17 protein-coding genes and 1 pseudogene are annotated in these 16,327 nt (G+C 46.7%); 8 read left to right on the top strand and 10 right to left on the bottom strand.

The features are described from left to right. The first annotated feature begins 71 nt into the window (after window positions 1-71). Together KHQ09_RS12800 and KHQ09_RS18440 are read left to right on the top strand one after the other, a co-directional pair. Window positions 72-395 (top strand): ribose-phosphate pyrophosphokinase-like domain-containing protein, encoded by a 324-nt coding sequence (locus tag KHQ09_RS12800; RefSeq protein ID WP_075655961.1) that lies wholly within the window; start codon window positions 72-74, stop codon window positions 393-395. 66 nt (window positions 396-461) lie between these two features. After that, window positions 462-1,041 (top strand): annotated as a pseudogene (locus KHQ09_RS18440) (DDE-type integrase/transposase/recombinase); the annotation flags it as partial. A 121-nt stretch (window positions 1,042-1,162) separates the two neighbouring features. Here KHQ09_RS18440 and hemH read toward each other — a convergent pair. Together hemH and KHQ09_RS12815 are read right to left on the bottom strand one after the other, a co-directional pair. Further along, a complete protein-coding gene (gene hemH, locus KHQ09_RS12810; protein ID WP_213598589.1) occupies window positions 1,163-2,209 on the bottom strand; it encodes a ferrochelatase in 1,047 nt (348 codons plus the stop codon). 178 nt (window positions 2,210-2,387) lie between these two features. Beyond that, complete coding sequence (locus tag KHQ09_RS12815) at window positions 2,388-3,806, bottom strand: cryptochrome/photolyase family protein (protein WP_213598591.1); 1,419 nt, start codon at window positions 3,804-3,806, stop codon at window positions 2,388-2,390. 101 nt (window positions 3,807-3,907) lie between these two features. Here KHQ09_RS12815 and KHQ09_RS12820 point away from each other — a divergent pair, with 101 nt between their 5' ends. Continuing rightward, the gene (locus KHQ09_RS12820; protein ID WP_083647038.1) at window positions 3,908-4,666 is read left to right on the top strand and encodes an SDR family NAD(P)-dependent oxidoreductase; all 759 of its coding nucleotides are present in this window, start codon (window positions 3,908-3,910) and stop codon (window positions 4,664-4,666) included. Here KHQ09_RS12820 and KHQ09_RS12825 read toward each other — a convergent pair. From KHQ09_RS12825 to KHQ09_RS12835, 3 genes are read right to left on the bottom strand one after another with little or no spacing between them, the layout of a single operon-like run. Continuing rightward, window positions 4,663-5,892, bottom strand: coding sequence for an SAM-dependent methyltransferase (locus KHQ09_RS12825; RefSeq protein ID WP_213598593.1), 1,230 nt, complete (start codon window positions 5,890-5,892; stop codon window positions 4,663-4,665). The two genes, KHQ09_RS12820 and KHQ09_RS12825, sit on opposite strands and share 4 nt — an antisense overlap. 7 nt (window positions 5,893-5,899) lie before the next feature. After that, on the bottom strand, window positions 5,900-6,688 hold the full coding sequence (locus tag KHQ09_RS12830) for a DUF1365 domain-containing protein (protein WP_238481780.1): 789 nt from the start codon (window positions 6,686-6,688) through the stop codon (window positions 5,900-5,902). A gap of 56 nt (window positions 6,689-6,744) precedes the next feature. Further along, on the bottom strand, window positions 6,745-8,100 hold the full coding sequence (locus KHQ09_RS12835; protein WP_370637829.1) for an NAD(P)/FAD-dependent oxidoreductase: 1,356 nt from the start codon (window positions 8,098-8,100) through the stop codon (window positions 6,745-6,747). Between the two features lie 215 nt (window positions 8,101-8,315). On the opposite strand from KHQ09_RS12835, the gene KHQ09_RS12840 reads away from it, so the two are divergent. Genes KHQ09_RS12840 through KHQ09_RS12850 form a run of 3 tightly spaced genes read left to right on the top strand, consistent with a single transcriptional unit; the run spans window position 8,316 to window position 10,001 of the window. Next, a complete protein-coding gene (locus KHQ09_RS12840; RefSeq protein WP_213598597.1) occupies window positions 8,316-8,894 on the top strand; it encodes a sigma-70 family RNA polymerase sigma factor in 579 nt (192 codons plus the stop codon). Next, window positions 8,891-9,547 carry a ChrR family anti-sigma-E factor gene (locus KHQ09_RS12845; RefSeq protein WP_075655955.1) on the top strand — a complete coding sequence of 219 codons (657 nt, stop codon included), beginning with the start codon at window positions 8,891-8,893 and terminating at the stop codon, window positions 9,545-9,547. The genes KHQ09_RS12840 and KHQ09_RS12845 overlap by 4 nt, the downstream gene beginning before the upstream one ends. Window positions 9,548-9,587: 40 nt before the next feature. After that, window positions 9,588-10,001 carry a DUF2177 family protein gene (locus tag KHQ09_RS12850; RefSeq protein ID WP_213598599.1) on the top strand — a complete coding sequence of 138 codons (414 nt, stop codon included), beginning with the start codon at window positions 9,588-9,590 and terminating at the stop codon, window positions 9,999-10,001. 90 nt (window positions 10,002-10,091) lie between these two features. Here the strand turns inward: KHQ09_RS12850 and KHQ09_RS12855 are convergent, their stop codons facing one another. The 5 genes from KHQ09_RS12855 to KHQ09_RS12875 all read right to left on the bottom strand — a co-directional run bounded on the left by KHQ09_RS12855 (window position 10,092) and on the right by KHQ09_RS12875 (window position 14,420). Further along, entirely contained in the window at window positions 10,092-12,035 is a 1,944-nt protein-coding gene (locus KHQ09_RS12855; RefSeq protein ID WP_022709077.1) for a heavy metal translocating P-type ATPase, read from the bottom strand. Between the two features lie 619 nt (window positions 12,036-12,654). Further along, window positions 12,655-12,918: a DUF6074 family protein gene (locus KHQ09_RS12860; RefSeq protein WP_022709078.1), complete on the bottom strand. Its 264-nt coding sequence runs from the start codon at window positions 12,916-12,918 to the stop codon at window positions 12,655-12,657. Continuing rightward, window positions 12,915-13,730 (bottom strand): hypothetical protein, encoded by an 816-nt coding sequence (locus tag KHQ09_RS12865; protein ID WP_213598601.1) that lies wholly within the window; start codon window positions 13,728-13,730, stop codon window positions 12,915-12,917. The genes KHQ09_RS12860 and KHQ09_RS12865 overlap by 4 nt, the downstream gene beginning before the upstream one ends. A gap of 100 nt (window positions 13,731-13,830) precedes the next feature. Then, window positions 13,831-14,235 carry a hypothetical protein gene (locus KHQ09_RS12870; protein WP_139316400.1) on the bottom strand — a complete coding sequence of 135 codons (405 nt, stop codon included), beginning with the start codon at window positions 14,233-14,235 and terminating at the stop codon, window positions 13,831-13,833. Beyond that, complete coding sequence (locus KHQ09_RS12875; protein ID WP_022709082.1) at window positions 14,232-14,420, bottom strand: hypothetical protein; 189 nt, start codon at window positions 14,418-14,420, stop codon at window positions 14,232-14,234. The genes KHQ09_RS12870 and KHQ09_RS12875 overlap by 4 nt, the downstream gene beginning before the upstream one ends. Window positions 14,421-14,542: 122 nt before the next feature. Here KHQ09_RS12875 and KHQ09_RS12880 point away from each other — a divergent pair, with 122 nt between their 5' ends. Together KHQ09_RS12880 and KHQ09_RS12885 are read left to right on the top strand one after the other, a co-directional pair. After that, window positions 14,543-14,986 carry an Arc family DNA-binding protein gene (locus KHQ09_RS12880; RefSeq protein ID WP_213906855.1) on the top strand — a complete coding sequence of 148 codons (444 nt, stop codon included), beginning with the start codon at window positions 14,543-14,545 and terminating at the stop codon, window positions 14,984-14,986. A gap of 3 nt (window positions 14,987-14,989) precedes the next feature. Beyond that, window positions 14,990-16,207: a tyrosine-type recombinase/integrase gene (locus KHQ09_RS12885; protein ID WP_213598603.1), complete on the top strand. Its 1,218-nt coding sequence runs from the start codon at window positions 14,990-14,992 to the stop codon at window positions 16,205-16,207. Window positions 16,208-16,327: the final 120 nt, after the last annotated feature.

Below are 16,327 nucleotides of genomic sequence, written 5' to 3' on the forward strand. Positions count from 1 at the left end.
TTTACCGGAGCGGTACATACCGCTCCGGTCTTTGAGTTTTATTCTGATGAACAGTGAATGGATATGTTAATATGGCTCTGCACTCTGCTGAGAAACGTCTGACCATTCCTCTGTTCGGCAATGAAGATCTGGCACGCGCGATTGCCGCCGCAGGTAATTATCAGCTTGGATCGCTGGAAACCCGCAATTTTCCGGACGGTGAGAGTTATCTGCGGTTTCTTGATGATGTGGAAGGCCGCGATGTGGATCTCATCTACACACGGCACATCCCAATCATAACTTCCTATCGTGATTTTTTGCGGCGGATGCAGCTCGCGAGTTTAAAGACCGTTCTGTCAATCTGGCCCCCCCCTTTCTGGCCTATTGCGACAGGACAAACGCTTCAAATCCGGTGATGTGATCATTGAATAACCCTAGATTTGTAGACACCTTGTGACTTTAAAAAAGGTAAAGAGCTTACGATGAGTAAAGCTAATTTCACCGACGAATTTAAATTGATGCTGTTAAACAAATAACTGAGCGCGGTTATTCCGTAGCAGATGTTTCGCGTCGCTTGGGCGTAAGCACTCATTCACTTTATAGCTGGATGAAGCATTACAACGCCCCTGAGAAAGCAGCTGCTCAGGATGATCAATTGTCAGAGATCAGGAGTGGACTTGCTGTCCAAACCGAGTTGCGAGACTGACTCGACTGGCAGGTATCGTAGCTTAGATTGGCTACATCAAAACATATGTGAACGGTGCTATTCTGGCTGTCGTAGTCGACATTTTGACAGACGTTTTATTGGCTGTTCAATACAATCGCACCAAACCACAGACCTGGTCTTACAGGCTTTTTGGATTGTCGTGTGGCGACGTATACCAAAAGAGCTAGTACTGTTTCATTCCGACCAAGGCTCCCTGTTTACAAGTATGAACTGGGTTCATTCCTGAAACAGCACAACTTCTGCACAGTATGAGCCGGCTTGGGAATTGTCACGATATTGATCTAGCTGATAGCTTTTCTAATCGACTTGATAGAGAATGTGTTTGGCGCAAAGTAGAACACGATTGAAAGGAAGGCAAGATTGCCTGATGCAGTCTACAATTGTCTGTTTAACATCGGAGCAAGCCGCTAAAAATCACGATACCTTGCTAGATAGGAATCTGAATAAATTTTACATTTACACCCGATCTAGACTGCACATTTCTTTTAATAGAACAGATTCCAATACCTTTATTCCCGCCTCACTATCATTCAGACATGGTATAAAAGTGTATTCTTCCCCACCGTGTTCCATAAAGTACTCCCGATTTTCCACCGCAATTTCTTCCAGTGTTTCCAAACAATCGGAAACAAAACCTGGGGTAATAACCGCGATTTTTTTAACACCACTTTCAGCCAGTGACTGAATTGTTTTGTCTGTATAGGGCTTAATCCACTCTTCTGGCCCAAAGCGAGACTGAAAGGTAACAATCAATTGCTGTTTTGACATGCCCAATCTTTCACGCAGTAAGCGAGCTGTCTTCATACAGTGACAATAATAAGGGTCGCCCTTATCAAAGTAGTTCTGCGGAATGCCATGAAAAGAGGCTACAATAACCTCAGGCGTCCAACTAATAGTGCTCAGGTGTTGAGTTACAGAATTATACAAGGCGTCAATATAAACAGGATCATCATAATAAGGCGGCACTGTTCTTATGGCGGGTTGCCAGCGCATATTTAATAATTTGCGATACACCGCATCATTAACCGATGCTGTTGTAGCCGCCGCATATTGAGGATAAAGAGGGAAAATAATAATACGCTCAGATCCGGCACGTTGCAGTGCATCTATGCGGTCTGCAATGGAAGGGTTGCCATAGCGCATAGCCCAATCGATGATAATGTTATCATTATCGTTGAATTTCTCGGCAATAAGACTTGCCTGATTTCTGGTGAACGTACGAAGATAACTTTCATTCAGTTCGTTATTCCAGATAGATTTATAGGCTTTGCCAACCTTCTGCGGCCGCGTATTGAGCACAATGCCAAATAGAATTGGGTACCACTTCCAAGGCGACCATTCTATAACCCGTTTATCCGTCAGGAACTCTTTGAGATAAACACGAAGTGACTTGTAGTCTGTCCCTTCAGGTGTGCCGAGATTAATAAGCAAAACCCCGATTTTCCCGTTTTTGACATCAGGATGTTGTACGGGATTGCCATTATAAACAAGACTATGTTTCACTGAAAATACATCCGATTTTTTGGTTAAGTAACTATCTAATCATCCTTTACGTTTGCCTGAACAAAACGGATCACCGGAAAATACGCATAATTACAATCAGAGTGCCGTGCGCCCATCTGACATACTAAAATTTACGTAAAATCGACCTTAAGCTGAAATCAGAATAAGGCTTTATGCTCTAAATCTCGTTCTTCATAATCATCTTGAAGAACCTCTGGCTTTCTGCAATATCCGCAATCGGCAACGGATAATCGGTGCCCAATTTCAGTTTTGCTCCGCGCAAGACATCAGCAGGCGCTTGCTCCGGACTGTGTATCCATTTTGTGGGCAATAAGCGCAGTTCAGGCACCCATTGACGCACGTAAGCACCTTCTGGATCGAAGCGTTTTCCTTGCACGACAGGGTTAAAAACCCGAAAATACGGGGCAGCATCCATCCCGCATCCCGCAACCCATTGCCAACTGGCAGGATTGCTGGCCACATCAGCGTCAACCAGCGTATCCCAAAACCACTCTTCCCCAAGACGCCAGTCGATCATAAGATTTTTCGTCAGAAATGACGCCACAAGCATTCTGACACGATTATGCATCCATCCTGTTGCCCACAATTGACGCATTCCAGCATCAATAATCGGTATGCCGGTCTGTCCTTTTGTCCATGCAATGAAAGATGCGGGATCCTTGCGCCACTCAATTGGTTCAAGTGTCGGGCGCATATCATGCGTGGTAATATCTGCTCTGTGATAAAGTTGATGGTACTGGAAATCACGCCAGATCAACTCGGACAAAAACTTATCAGCACCATTTGCCACATGCGGATGCTGCTGCGTGAACTGAACAACTTCATGCCATATCTGGCGCACACTCATCTGCCCGAAGCGCATATAAGGCGAAAGTTTTGAAGTGCCGTCAAGAGAAGGACAGTCGCGGTCATCCGCATAAGACCGGACCAGATCTTTCAAAAATACGGTCAAAAGCTGGTAACCCACCTCCTCGCCGGTTTGCCAATGCTGGGCAATTGTGTGTGCCCAGTGCGGTTGTTTATAAATCATAACCGGCTGGTGCTGCACGCAATTTCTGGAGGCTGCCATCTGAGCCGATATAGCACGAGGCTGAAGAACACCTTGCCGGCGCAAGGCTTTGGCATAGGGTGTATAAACCTGATAGGGGTCACCGTTTCCAGTCATAACCTCCCAAGGTTCGATCAATAAATTACCCCTGAATGAGGCAACATGGATACCTTTGCCTTTGAGGTTATGTTTTATATCTGCGTCGCATTCACGCTCTGTATGCGCATAACGCCTGTTCCAGAAGACAGCTTTAACATGCTCCGTTGTTACGATATGTTCTATGATAATCGCCGGATCACCTGTCTCAATTATTAATTCGATATTTTTTTGCGCCAATTGCGCAGCAAATTTTTCAAGGCTTCTCTCAAGCCACCATCGCGCAGCGCCGCCAGGACAGCGCGAAATTCCTGTTTCCTCATGGATATAAACGGCTGTAACAGATCCGCCCGCTAACAATGCCGCATCAAGTGCCGGATTATCTTGCATTCTAAGATCATTGCGCAACCATATAAGACTATGATTTTTCATAGAAAATCCTGAGAGCTAAGAGAAAGAGCGGATGATGGATGAACCGCTGCCACCCCTGTTGCGTATAGAGAATGTAAAGTTTGTCTAATGAGGTGAATGTAATGGAAGCTCATATACATAATAAACTTGTATGGATAACGGGTGCCGGCACCGGAATGGGGCGCGCTTTGGCAATAAGGCTTGCCAGCCAAGGCTGGAAAGTAGCAATCAGCGCCCGCACAAGAGCGCATCTTGAAGAGGTCGCCGCACAAATACCGGACAAGATTTTTGCTTTTCCGATGGATGTGACGGACCACGCAGCGGTACCGGCTGCATATGCCGCGATTGAAGCACAGCTTGGCCCTGTTAGTGTCGCAATCCTCAATGCAGGCATATATAAGCGGGACAATGCGTTTAATTTTGATGCTGCGCTTTTTGAGGAAACGGTCAATGTCAATCTTATAGGAACTGCCTATTGTCTGGGCGCCGTTATGGAGCCCATGCTCAAGCGGCAATCGGGACGCATATTGGTCGTCTCCTCCGTTGCAGGATATACCGGCCTGCCAGGTGCAGCAGCATATGGCGCGACCAAAGCCGGTCTCATTAATATGTGTGAGGCCCTTTATCCTGAGCTGCGACGTAAGAATGTGCTTCTCAGCGTTGTTAATCCCGGTTTTGTAGATACGCCGCTCACACAAAAAAATGACTTTCCTATGCCTTTTATAATTTCAGAGAATGAGGCCGCTGATCACATCATTCGCGGCCTGAATTCACATCGTTTTGAAATTGCATTTCCGTGGAAGATGGTTTGGCTTACCAAATGTCTGGCATGTCTGCCCGCTGGATTGCGATTTGCAATTACGCGCAAATTGTTACGTTAATCCTGATTGACGCAGAGCTGACGGAAATGAAACTGCCCGACATCAATGCGCTGCGCTCTGAAACCGGCAGCGCAATAATGGAAATAATATCGCCACATCCGCTTGAAACGCGCATCAAAGCCGAGTGGCTCGATAGTGCACCATTGCTTTATGAATTGATCATCCCATTGAAGCAGCGTCTTCTCATAATCACGTCCAAACATCAGCTGGTCAGTCAGCTTTAAATTATGTCTTCGTGCGACATCAATAAGTGCGTTGCATGAAGGCAGCATACCGCCCGGAAAAATATAGGTCTGAATGAAATCAGCATTGCGCCGGTATTCATCAAGGCGGTTATCATCGATGGTAATAACCTGTAGCAAAGCCTCGCCGTCACTCTCTAACAAGGCTTGCAGTCTTGCAAAATATACAGACCAGTTCTCCTCGCCGACAGCTTCAAACATCTCGACAGATACGATTTTGTTGAAATGCCCCTCACAATTTCTGTAATCTTCAATACGAATTTCAACACGATCAGATAGGCCCGCTTTCATCATGCGCTCTCGCGCAAAATGTGCCTGCTCCTGAGAAAGTGTCAGGGCTACAATGCTGCAACCGGTTTTACGCGCAGCATATTCCGCAAATCCGCCCCATCCGCAGCCGATCTCAAGAACACGGTCATTTTTCTGAATATTCAATTGCCTGACGATGCGGTCATATTTGGCATTTTGCGCATCAGATAAGGACTGTCCGGCCGTTTGGAACAAGCCGGAAGAATATGTCATGGTCTCATCCAGCCACTGAGCATAGAATTGGTTGCCCAGATCATAATGGAAAGCGATATTGCGCTTGCTTCCTGTAGGCGTATTGGCACGGAGACGATGGCGCAAATTGGCCATCAATCTTGCAAGTGCCGGCAATGCGAGAACCGAATTTAAATAATCCTCATTGAAAATTCCCAGATCCAAAACAGCACCAATATCTGGACTATCCCAGTTATTATCAATAAATGCGCGCGCCAGCCCGAGTTTTCCTCCGGAGAGGACTTGCCACACAAATTTCGGCGAACGAATGATCATTGTTGCATCAGGGCCCGGTCTTGAGCCTTTGACATAAAAACTGTGCCCATCAGGAAACTCAACAGTCAGTGTGCCGAAAGCAATCCGGCCAGCCCATTTCTGCGCAATGCGCATCCATAGCGGCGGACGTTCGTTGAGCCCTGCTTTGACTTCCCTCTTGATGTTCATTGTCTCTTCAGTGGTGCTCATCAGGATTTAACTCACGGGGCTGATTGATCGGAGTGGGGTTTGAAACAACAGTACTGTCGACCTTGCTGGCCGCCGCCTTATAGCGATAAATGGTAAGGCCTTTTCTCCAAAGGCGCAGTGCCTCCCAATAAATGCTCGCGCTGACTTTCAGGGTCATCAACGGGTGACGCAACAATGCCAAACCAAGCGTGCGGTCATTTATGGGGCTTCGTGTCGCTTCAAAATTTGCAACAAGCACCATGCCATCAGCATCTTCCTCATGGATACGAACCAGCAGCTTTTCATCGGGAGGCTCAATGTAAAAATTATAGAAACAGTCCATCGGCAAAAAAGGAGATACATAAAAATCCTTCTTACATTGCTGGTGAAAGCCCTGTCCTGTCAGCTTCCCCTCGAGAACACGCATAATATAGGTATGACGTTCTGCGAATGTATTGCTGACCTCATAAAGAACAGCGCGCAGCCCTCCTTGCGCGTCATAACAAAAATAGAGTGTCAGCGGGTTGAAGACATAGCCATAAATGCGCGGATAACAGAGAATATAAATACTCATCCCTGCCCCCTGAAGACCAGCACGGGCTAGTTGCCCTTCAACCCAATGGCGCAATCCGCCCTTTGTGCCATCTCCGTGATCTTTATCGTGAAAGCTCACAATTGCGCGGCGATTATAAGCAAAAAGACGCTTTGCCTTGTCTAATGACGGAAGCTCATCAATATTCAGCAGCAATGAAAATACACGATAAGTGAAGCGATGCCGTTGAGGACGCAACCGCATATGCATCACTTTGCCTGTATAAAGACCTGACTGTATCTTCTCACTAGAGCGCATTATTATGATGCCTCACTCTCAGACGGCTGTGAAATTCTGGAGGATGCGTTTGGTACATTCCAAGGTCGTTTCAAACCAGCCAGCCCTTCTGCCACTGCAAGCCCTGCCTGCAAACCATCCTCATGAAAACCATAGCCAAAATACGCACCACAGAACCATGTATTACGCTTGCCTTGCAGGACATGCAGCGCACGCTGCGCTTCCAATGCTCGAAGGTCAAAAAGCGGGTGCTCATAATCAATCACCTTGATAATTTTTTCACCGGCGATCGGCTTAGTCGGATTAAGCGTAACAAAAAGCGGGTATTTCCTATCAAGAGATTGAAGCTTATTCATCCAATATGTCACACATAAAGGTTGCTTTTCTGCATTCTTTTGATCGCCGGTATAATTCCAGCTCGACCAGATCCGCCTGCGCCTTGGCATAAGTGACATATCGGAGTGCAAAACGGCGCTATTGGCTGTGTAACGAAAAGCACCAAGCAGTTTCTGCTCCTCAAAGCTGGGATCATCCAACATTGCAAGCGCCTGATCCGCATGCGCGGCAATAACCACATCGGTAAAACGCTCTGTATGGCCTTTGTTATCTGTCACCATGACGCCGTCAGGAGTGCGCTTGATGCGCACAACCTTGGCATCAAGCCTGATGTCACCGGATATTGCCTGTGCCAATCGCTCAACATAACGGCGGCTGCCACCCGTAACAGTGCGCCATTGCGGGCGATTTTTAAGACTGAGCAATCCGTGGCTGACAAAAAAGCGCACAAAGGCTTGCACAGGATAAGCCCGCATTTCATCCGCGCCCGCAGACCAGATTGCAGCCCCCATAGACAGCAGATGATTTTCAACAAAATCATTACCATAATTATGAGAACGAAGATATTCGCCAAGGCTAGTCTGCGCGTAATGTTCACTATCCAGAACAGAAGGCGCCTCGCGGTAAAACCTCAACACATCCCTGACCATAAACCAGAAACGGGGACGAATGATATTACGCCGCTGACCAAGCAAACCGTTGATGCCAGAACCGGAGTATTCCAGCCCGCCCTCATTGAGTGATACGGCAAATGACATATTGGATTTTTGTGTCTCAACCCCGCATGTTTCAAATAATGCGACAAGATTGGGATAATTCCGCTCATTATAAACAATAAAGCCCGTATCAACGGCAATCTCGTTTTGTCCGCACGGAACCATAATCGTATTGGAATGCCCGCCTAAGCGGTTATTCTCTTCATAAATGGTGACCCGCGCAGTTTTGCTCAACAGCCATGCTGCAGACAATCCGGAAATACCTGATCCGATGACAGCAATGTGTTTTTTATTTTCAGAGAATGAGTGAGAACTGCTCACGGCTATTCCTTTTGTTTTTTATATATTCCAATACGCGCCGTACGACGTTTCGGATCTCTTTTTTTAAATTATTTTGATGTCGTGATCCGTTTGCTGATTTTCTCCGTAAAGATGGCATGAAAACAAACATTTCCATCCAGCCGCAATCGTGGCACAACAAATACAAAGGAATTGCAGAGCGCAGATCTATGCTGCTCCGATTCAGGCGGGAATGTTTCAAAATGAAAAAAACCACCCCCAATGCGGAGATTGGGAAACTCGAAGTATTAATGAAAGCTGTCACATTGGATCGCGATATTGATGCTTATGAGGTGATTTTTAAATACTTTGCGCCGCGTGTTAAATCTTACATGTTGCGGCTTATGACCGATGAACAGCTCGCAGAAGAGCTGATGCAGGAAACAATGATCACTGTATGGCACAAAGCGGACCGTTTTGATCCGCTCAAAGGAGCGCTTTCAACATGGATTTTTACGATTGCACGAAATTTGCGCATTGATGCTGTAAGACGAGAGAAAAGACCCGAATTTGACCCGGATGATCCGGCTTTTGTTCCTGATGAAACAATACCCGCTGATGCTCTAATCATAATGCAGCAATCAAGTAATGAATTACAGCAAGCAATGGAAAAATTACCGAAGGAACAGTTCGAGCTTATAAAAATGTCTTTTTATGATAATCACTCTCAAAGTGCTATTGCCGAGAAAATGAATATTCCGCTTGGTACAGTTAAATCACGAATGCGACTGGCATTTGAAAAATTGCGTCTTTCCCTCAAACACTTAGGGAGAGCGTCATGAATATACATCATCATTTAAGCGATGCGTTGCTTGAAAGCTATGCTGCCGGCACCTTAAGCGAGGGCTGGAGCATTGCCGTAGCCACACATTTATCATTGTGCCCTTCATGCCGTTTTCGTCTTAAAAACTATGAATGTCTGGGCGGAAAATTGCTTGAGGAACTACCTGCTGATACGTCTGTGGATAAAGCATGGGAGGCTGTTCGGTCGAGATTGGCAAAGACATCACTAAAGACCAAGCAAGAACGACCGGAACCACAACCTCAGGCACCTGTTTTACCTCAGCCATTACGCTCTTATCTCGGAGGAGATGTCGATAAGCTGAAATGGCGCGCTCTTGGTCGCGGAGCAAGTCATATTGTCATTCCGACCAGCGACAATTCATCAACCGTACGCCTGCTCAAGATACCTGCCGGCAAGCCGGTTCCTGAGCACGGTCATGGCGGACGGGAATTGACACTTGTTCTTAGCGGAAGTTTTATCGATGGCGACGAGAGTTTTACTCGCGGCGATATCGAAGAGGCAAATTCCGATATTATTCATCAGCCTATAGCTACATCGGACGCTGATTGCATTTGTCTGGCGGTTACAGATGCCCCGTTACGTTTCCGCTCATGGATTGTTCGTTTAGTGCAACCTGTGCTTGGAATTTAGCGGCTAACGAATTCTGAATATAACAAAGATGAGATCTGCAATGTTAAAACAGGCCATAATTGCATATACTACGACTGCCATAGTGTTCTTTGTTGTTGACTTTATCTGGCTGTCAAAGATGACAAGCTTGTTTTACCGCCCACGAATGGCCAACATCCTAATTGATCAGCCAAATTTCACTGTAGCGGGTCTTTTCTATCTCGTTTATGTAGGCGGGATTATTTATTTTGCGGTAATACCTGCTCTCAACTCAAACAGCTGGCTTACTGCTGTTATTAATGGTGCCATTCTTGGGCTTATTGCTTATGGAACCTATGATATGACAAATCTCGCTACGTTAAAAAATTGGTCCTTATCAGTAAGTATAGTTGATATGGTGTGGGGTCTGCTTCTCACTGCTATGGCTAGTTCAGCAGGATACTTTGCAACATCGTTTATTCTCCCCAAAATATAACAAATTAGATGTGTTTTTTAGCTGCAGAATTACTATTTATTCCAAAACATTAGTGGAGTGAACCGACGCCGACCTAAACAATCTTCGCAGCTATTTATTACGAGTATTATCTTTCAGAAGATTTTGATCGGCAAAGACGCTTATCGTACTTCTAATTGGGTCGCTTAAGAGTCTCAACCCGTTGAGCACCACAAGAACCGTGCCCCCCTCGTGGCCAAGTACCGCCAAAGGCAATGGCAATTCAAAAAAAGCTGCACCCACAACCAAAACACACATCATACAAATCGCAAAAATAAGATTTTGACGAATTATTGATACGGTTCGCCTGGCAAGACGATGGGCTGCCGCTAATCTTTCCATATTCTCTGAAAGCAGAGCGACATCAGCAGCCTGTAAAGCAACTTCAGATCCTGCCGCCCCCATCGCAATGCCGACATCGGCGCGCGCTAGTGCCGCTGCATCATTCACACCATCACCAACAAATGCAACTTTCCCACCACTAGCCATTTCTGCAACCAGCCTCACCTTATCCTCTGGCAACATCTCGGCATGAATCTCATCTGGCTTGAATCCAAGCAGCTTGCCAATACGCAGCGCCACTGCCTGTCTATCGCCTGTCATCATTGCGATGGTCTTAACGCCGTTTTCTCGCAAAGCGACAAGTGCTCCAGCTGAAGTTTCACGTACTTTGTCCGCGATACTGATCGCACCTAAAACAAGCGCCCCACGCCCAAGATAAACAACTGTCTCTGCTCCGTCCTGTAAGTTTTTAAAGCGCTCATCATCAAGAAGAGCACCCATATTATGGGCCATTCGACGATTACCTGCCCAAATAGGGCCGTCCATATCACGTCCAACAATGCCAGCGCTTGGAATTGTTTTCACATCATAAACATCATGTAGTTTCACCTCTCGACGGAGCACTTCGCGCCTCAGGGCGTCGGCAATATGATGCTCGGAATTGGCTTCAATACTAGCTAGTGCGGATAAAAAACTCATCTCATCATCAGCTAGAGGAACAACTCCAGTTACTTCTGCACGCCCGGTTGTCAACGTTCCAGTCTTGTCGAAAGCAAAGATATTAACTGCTGCAAGTGTCTCAAGCGCTGCCCCACCTTTAAATAAAACGCCTCCCCGTGCAGCTGATGATAGAGCGGACAAAATTGCTGCTGGCACCGAAATGACTATCGCACACGGGCTCGCGGCTACAAGCAAAGTTGCTGCAAAGTATAATGCAGCTTCCCAGTCATGCCCAAACCAATAGAAAATGCCAAGAGCAATCAGCGAGACCATTAAAACGGCAACTGTATAACGTTGCCCAAACCAAACACTGAACCGTTCTGAAGGAGCTTTCGCTGCCTGAGCTTGTGTGACTAGCTCAATCATGCGTGCCACAGTACTTTGTTCAACAGTTTTAGTAATCCTAATCTCAAGTACGCCATCAAGATTGACCGTTGCCTCAAAAACTTTAGCACCAGTTTCTTTGCGCACAGGCATAGATTCACCCGTAATCGTAGACTCGTCCAGCGCTCCACTTCCGCTTGCTATTGTTCCGTCAGAGGGTATTCGTGCGCCAGGCCGAACGATAACAATATCTCCAACACGAAGACTTGCTGCCTGCACTTCTTTGATCGAACTATCTGCTAGTTTAAGTAAAGCGATTTCAGGCCGTAACGCCATCAATGCTTCAATGGCGCGGCGCGCTCGCCCCATGGCACGCTCTTCCAATGTCGTGGACAAACTAAACAGCGTCAGCAAAATAGCACCTTCGACAAACGCACCAACAATCGCCGCAGCAATAGCTGCAACAATCATCAACAAATCGATGTCGAGTACGCGCTCATGGACCAACACACTCAACGCCCGCCATCCGGCGGGAACACCGCCAGCAAGATATACCAGTACCACGCCGAAACTAGTCAATGCGAAAGCCAATGCACCACTGAATAGCCATGTCCCAACCAAGGCCAACAAAAGCCCCAACACGGTTGCAGAAGTAAGAGCAACTAATGGATTAGTTAAAAATCGATACATTGATACATTGCTCCACTTCGCTAATGAACTAAGAATGTTCAAACAGCTGCGCCAATGATCCTATCATAACTAAAGTCGCCGCAAGGCGTTTTGGAACCAACTCCATAGAAGTTATCCCGGCTGCGACTATGATCACACCATACAGTGCAATCGCAGCGTCACTGAGCATACTAAAAAATTCAACAAGGTTAGTTGTTTGCCATAAAGTCGTATGAAACACAGCCATCGTCCGTGAACGGGACTTATTATGCAGAATATTTTTTATTGCATTGATTGCAAGCAGAACAAAAACAAAACCGGTTACTGGAAAAAATGCTGATAGGACCTTTTCAGGTCAAAACCTCTCGATGACTGGCAAGAGACTTCAAATTTAATAGTTATTTCAGAATGTGCGTAATATTTTTTATCATTCGGGGCAGTCATTAATTCCTGCCTGCGCCATGATAACGGGCGGATATTACGGCGTAGATTGTGATCAATCTGTGGTGAAGTTTCAACGTTGATTAAACCGCGGAAAACTCTCATCCTAAATACTGTAATTACAAATTTTATAAGGATTGGTGAGTTCTACTCTAATTAATCTAAGCTGTCATTTCTAAGGCAATGAAACTGATAAATATTATGCCACCCCTCCACCCCATAATGTTGCAATGCTATTCAACTCTTGCTGGACAGCGCGCGAAAAGCCTGAAAGCTGTTCATGCTGCTGCTCGGCCGTCAGACCAATTCGGATGAGGTGTTTGCGGTTAGCAGCAATGACCTGTTTCCAATACAGCTCTGCATCTTCACCATGTTTTTTATAGAGCAGAGAGGCAGTACGCCGCACCTTTCCAATTCTGGCATCGAGTGGGAATATTATTATCTTACAAAAATCTATACTCATGCTGCACCAAGGTTCTTGTTGCTTCGCAATATGAGGATTTCATCCTCAAACTCCTGACTGGGGGATAATCCCCCAGACCCTGACGACCCGCTACGCGGATCGTTTTGGTTGACTGCGTGTTTGCTTCTACCGAGCACGAACTCGCAAAGGCATTTACCAGTTAGGCTTTTGAGAAAAGGATCTACTTGGGGATCTACCGGTGTGCCTGCCGGGCGAGAGAAGCAGAACTCTAAATCACAAATAGCAACGTTAATTTCAGCTTCAGCGAGGTCTTTCGTCTCGTGCCGTCCTAGGTCAAGTTCTTCGCCATCAACCGTAAGCATTGAGCGCCAAAGTTCACGATTACTGTCCCACCAAATTCTCCCAATGCAGCGATGGTGTAGTGCGCCGTCATCACCGTATATATTCTTCCTTATATAGGAAATCGTGGGCGCACCGGACATTTGTCCGCTTAATACGCCATGGGCAGCACCGGACAAATGTCCGGTTAATGCGGCGTTGTTTTTTGCGGACAAAATGACATCCTTCGGTAGGTTAAAGTCGAGATCAAGTGATAAGTAAATCGTGTCTGTCGACCGCCCCCTCTTGCCCCACTCAGACTGTTTTGATCGGTCAATTACTTCAAGCGCTTCTAATGCTGACAGACCACGCCGAACATGGCGTTCGGACATGCCGACCTTCTTAGCAAGGCGCATCTGAGTAATTTGACATACCCCACCAACAGAGGAGGCTACCAAACCTACCAATATCGTGTTTAGTGACTTGTCATCAATTTTTTGACGCTTAAGCCAGTCCTTTGCGGATTTACTCATGCAGACCTCTTTCTGGCCTGCGCGGACTTGGCGCAGCGGGTGGCCTGTCTATGATGCCAATCGGCAATTGCGAAGTGAGCGCGACCTATAAGAATGAGGATTAAGCGCATTGGCCTGCTCCCGCGCTGTGATCAAGGGCTTCATTCCATGTATCAAGACTGGACTTGATGAAGCGCTGCAGCTGGCCGGCCGCAAAAATGATATTCGAGGCATCACTTTCAGACACAAAGTAAAACTCACGATTGCCGGTTACGGACGAATGATCTTTGTCGAATACATCATGGAGCAACCCACCGAGGATTGAAGCCATATTCTTTGAATCGTTGATCGGATTCTCAAGATTGAACAGAGCTTCGTTTATCTTGACCGTTGCACCTGTAGTTGCCTGCGGAACACCCTTTGTGTTATTCCTCTGCATGTTCTTCATTCCTGCGATGGTTTGGCTTGAACTCTGGCTCGGTTTTGAGGTTGCCGCCTCTGCCGAGCCTTTTGATTTCTGGCTCATGCCGCATCATCCATGAAAAATGCAATCAGCTTGCTACGTTCAGCGACCCATCTGCCACCCACCTTCTTCGCGGGAAGCTGGCCAGTATTGAGCAAATGGAACGTCTGCCGCTCATTGCGCCCAATCAGCTTTCCAATTTCTGAAACTTCCCAAATTAGTTCCATTGAATTTGTATTATTACTCATGACTTAAATTCCCTATATGTTCATGGGTGCAACTCGCATCATCATTCAATGGCTACCATCAATTAACCATGATATCAAGTCGCACTCTTGACATTTTTGATGGCAAGTTGCACTCATTGCAAATGAATGAAAAAAATAAGTACCCAAGTGAAATCGCTGACCGCTTTCAACTCCGACTTCCTCCGGGGCTGAGAGACCGTATAAAAGTCTTCGCGGAAGCACACGGTCGCTCAATGAACACAGAAATAGTGCGTGTTCTTGAAAAAGAGTTCCCTGAGCCAATGCCTCTTGATGTTAGACTGAATGAGTTGCTTGGCCTATTTACAGCGCTTCGTAAAGTCAGAGGACATGAAGACGCTATCAACGAATTAACTGACGGTTTGTTAGAAGCGGTCGAAGGGATTGCCTCTGGCCGTGTCCCCGACATCGACGAGGTAACACGACAACGCATTCGAGAAAGCCTCGACGACTGGCATCTTGCACGTATTGAAGAGGCTCAATTTTCCATCGATCAAATTGATGAGAAGTATACTCCCAAAACAATAAATCCAGACCTCACTGATTAAGCAATGTCGATACGCAAACGCAAATGGACTAACCCAAAAGGCATTATTAAAGAGGCGTGGGTTGTCGACTACGTTGACAGTCAGGGCACACGCCGCCTGAAAACATTTGCGAAGAAAAAAGAAGCGGATGCATTCTCAGCCACTGCTAAAATTGAAGTGCGCGAAGGCGTTCACGTTGCAGATAGTGCAAGCGCAACAGTTGCACAGGCAGGCGGTTTCTGGATCGCTAGCGGTGAAAATGACAGCTTAGAGCGCTCCACCATCAACCAGCGCCAAAGACACGTAAAACTGCATATTGACCCGTTCATAGGCAATACGTTGCTTTCGCGTTTGAATGTTCCCGCTATTCGAGAGTTTGAAGATAAGCTCCGCGACGAAGACCGATCGCCTGCCATGATTAAAAAAATCATTGGCTCTCTTGGTTCAATCTTAGCCGATGCGCAGGAGCGCGGCCTTACCATTCGCAATCCGGTCAAAGATATGCGCGGTACACGCCGTACGGGGAAAGATAGACAGGCAGACCGCCGTCAGAATGGCCGTATCAAGGTCGGCATAGACATTCCCACCAGAGAAGAGATCAAAGCTCTTATTAACGCCATAGACGGCCGCTGGAAGCCATTGCTCATCACTGCAATCTTTACAGGCATGAGATCATCCGAGCTACGAGGTTTGCGCTGGCAGGATGTGGACTTTGAAAAGCGCGCTATCAATGTACATCAGCGCGCTGATGAATTTGGAGAAATTGGTCGACCGAAGTCTGGTGCAGGCGAACGGACTATTCCAGTACCACCACTTGTCATAAACACATTGCGTGAATGGAAATTAGCCTGCCCTCGCAGAGAAACCGTGAGACTGGATCCTAACGGCAATCTTGTCACGGAACTTCACTATGTATTCCCGAACGGTTTAGGTAAAATCGAGAGCCACGCAAACATCATCAATCGCGGCCTGATACCCGTTCAGATAAAAGCCGGCATCACCCAACAAGACGGACAGGAAGTGAAAGCCAAATATACAGGCCTTCATGCTCTGCGCCATTTCTACGCGTCGTGGTGCATTAACCGCCTAGAAGATGGAGGCCTTGGATTACCTCTCAAGGTCGTTCAAGAGCGCATGGGACACTCATCAGTCACCATGACTGCAGATACATATGGGCACTTATTTCCCCGTGGTGATGACGCTGCTGAGCTTGCAGCGGCCGAGCATGCCCTTTTAAGCTAACTGCGGGTGTTAAAGCTATTAAACGCGACATGAGCGCAACATGAATATAAATTACCTTATAAAATCAATGAAGATATAAGGCATCATAATCCTTGTGTCGGCGGTTCGAATCCGTCCTCC

This window comes from Pseudochrobactrum algeriensis, assembly GCF_018436245.1.
Classification (GTDB): Bacteria; Pseudomonadota; Alphaproteobacteria; order Rhizobiales; family Rhizobiaceae; genus Pseudochrobactrum; species Pseudochrobactrum saccharolyticum.

Coding starts and splice junctions, on each gene's coding strand:
- KHQ09_RS12820 (WP_083647038.1), top strand. CDS start 3,908: ATGGAAGCTCATATACATAATAAACTTGTATGGATAACGGGTGCCGGC.
- KHQ09_RS12875 (WP_022709082.1), bottom strand. CDS start 14,420: ATGAGTAATAATACAAATTCAATGGAACTAATTTGGGAAGTTTCAGAA.
- KHQ09_RS12865 (WP_213598601.1), bottom strand. CDS start 13,730: ATGAGTAAATCCGCAAAGGACTGGCTTAAGCGTCAAAAAATTGATGAC.
- KHQ09_RS12855 (WP_022709077.1), bottom strand. CDS start 12,035: ATGTATCGATTTTTAACTAATCCATTAGTTGCTCTTACTTCTGCAACC.
- KHQ09_RS12825 (WP_213598593.1), bottom strand. CDS start 5,892: ATGAACATCAAGAGGGAAGTCAAAGCAGGGCTCAACGAACGTCCGCCG.
- KHQ09_RS12845 (WP_075655955.1), top strand. CDS start 8,891: ATGAATATACATCATCATTTAAGCGATGCGTTGCTTGAAAGCTATGCT.
- KHQ09_RS12885 (WP_213598603.1), top strand. CDS start 14,990: ATGTCGATACGCAAACGCAAATGGACTAACCCAAAAGGCATTATTAAA.
- KHQ09_RS12860 (WP_022709078.1), bottom strand. CDS start 12,918: ATGAGTATAGATTTTTGTAAGATAATAATATTCCCACTCGATGCCAGA.
- KHQ09_RS12840 (WP_213598597.1), top strand. CDS start 8,316: ATGAAAAAAACCACCCCCAATGCGGAGATTGGGAAACTCGAAGTATTA.
- KHQ09_RS12800 (WP_075655961.1), top strand. CDS start 72: ATGGCTCTGCACTCTGCTGAGAAACGTCTGACCATTCCTCTGTTCGGC.
- KHQ09_RS12870 (WP_139316400.1), bottom strand. CDS start 14,235: ATGAGCCAGAAATCAAAAGGCTCGGCAGAGGCGGCAACCTCAAAACCG.
- KHQ09_RS12815 (WP_213598591.1), bottom strand. CDS start 3,806: ATGAAAAATCATAGTCTTATATGGTTGCGCAATGATCTTAGAATGCAA.
- KHQ09_RS12850 (WP_213598599.1), top strand. CDS start 9,588: ATGTTAAAACAGGCCATAATTGCATATACTACGACTGCCATAGTGTTC.
- KHQ09_RS12880 (WP_213906855.1), top strand. CDS start 14,543: ATGAATGAAAAAAATAAGTACCCAAGTGAAATCGCTGACCGCTTTCAA.
- KHQ09_RS12830 (WP_238481780.1), bottom strand. CDS start 6,688: ATGCGGTTGCGTCCTCAACGGCATCGCTTCACTTATCGTGTATTTTCA.